General features: G+C 56.6%; 1 protein-coding gene. It reads right to left on the bottom strand.

The features are described from left to right. Positions 1–32 precede the first annotated feature (32 nt). Positions 33–950, bottom strand: coding sequence for an IS110 family transposase (locus QMX91_RS31185; RefSeq protein ID WP_282413911.1), 918 nt, complete (start codon positions 948–950; stop codon positions 33–35). Between the last annotated feature and the right edge of the window lie 227 nt (positions 951–1,177).

The raw sequence follows: 1,177 nt of genomic DNA on the forward strand, positions 1-1,177 counted from the left end.
TGTGGGAGCAACTGTCTTACTGCCACCGTTCGTCACCGCCACTCTGTGCCGTCTCGCAGCATGGCATTCAGTCTGATCAGCAGTATTCGCATACAGGCGATGAGCGCGACTTTCGCGCTCTTGCCCCGTTCTCTTAAGGATTCATAACGGGCCTTGAAGTCGGCCTGGCAACGGATAACGACCCAGCACGACATGTAAAGCGCACGTCTGACGCGCGCTCTCCCTCCGTAAATCTGACGTTTCCCGCTGTGATTTCCACTGTCGTCGTTGTAGGGGGCGATTCCCGCCAGTGCGGCGATCTCCCTGCGATCCAGCTCGCCGAGTTCGGGTAGATAAACCAACAAGCTGGCGGTCGCCACAGTGCCGATGCCTTTGACGGAGATAAGCCGATCGGCTTTTTCCGCATCCAGCTCACGCATGCTTTGATCGATGGCTTTGCCGAGCTGCTTGATCTGGGTTTGCAGGTAGCGAATATGGTCCTTGATCGCCTCTACAACCGCAGGCAACTGGGCCTGCTGGAGTCGACGCTTGTTGTCGTCGCGCTGCTGGACGAAGTGCTCGCGTAATTGAATCAACTCGCGCAGGGCTTCACGCTCAGGCGAGATGGGCTTTTCGCGAGACGCATGCAGGGCTTCGGCAAAATCGGCGAGAACCGCCGCGTCGATGGGATCGGTTTTGGCGTTCTTGCCCATTGCTACGGCAAAGGCTCTGGCCCGGCGAGGATTGATCCTCAACACGCTGAAACTTGCCTGCTGCAATGCCGCCATGACCTTGCGTTCATAGCCGCCTGTGGCTTCCAGCAACACGCGGCCAACCGTGTACTGACCTAAACGCGCGACCAGCACATCAAAGCCTTCAATCGTATTGGGAACTTCAAAGCCGTCTTTCTGTGGTTGAACCCAGACGACCAGATTGGATTTGGAGATATCGATGCCGACCCAGGAAATCATGGCAAAACCCTCTTACACTCAGAAGTGAGAGTGCTCTGGCTTTGCCCACGCTTGTGATTCGAGTGGCGCTCGTCCAACTGTTCGGGCTTATGGGCCAGAGTAGAAAGGTGGATGGCAGCTTTGCTCCCACTCGTGCTTTAAACACCGCGGACTCACAGCTTGCCATCCACCCCTCTCACCCCAGAGTTTATTCCTTTACTCAGACACAAGCGGGCTTGCTCGCGAAG

The organism is Pseudomonas sp. PS01299 (assembly GCF_029960145.1).
In the GTDB taxonomy this organism is placed as follows: Bacteria; Pseudomonadota; Gammaproteobacteria; order Pseudomonadales; family Pseudomonadaceae; genus Aquipseudomonas; species Aquipseudomonas putida_A.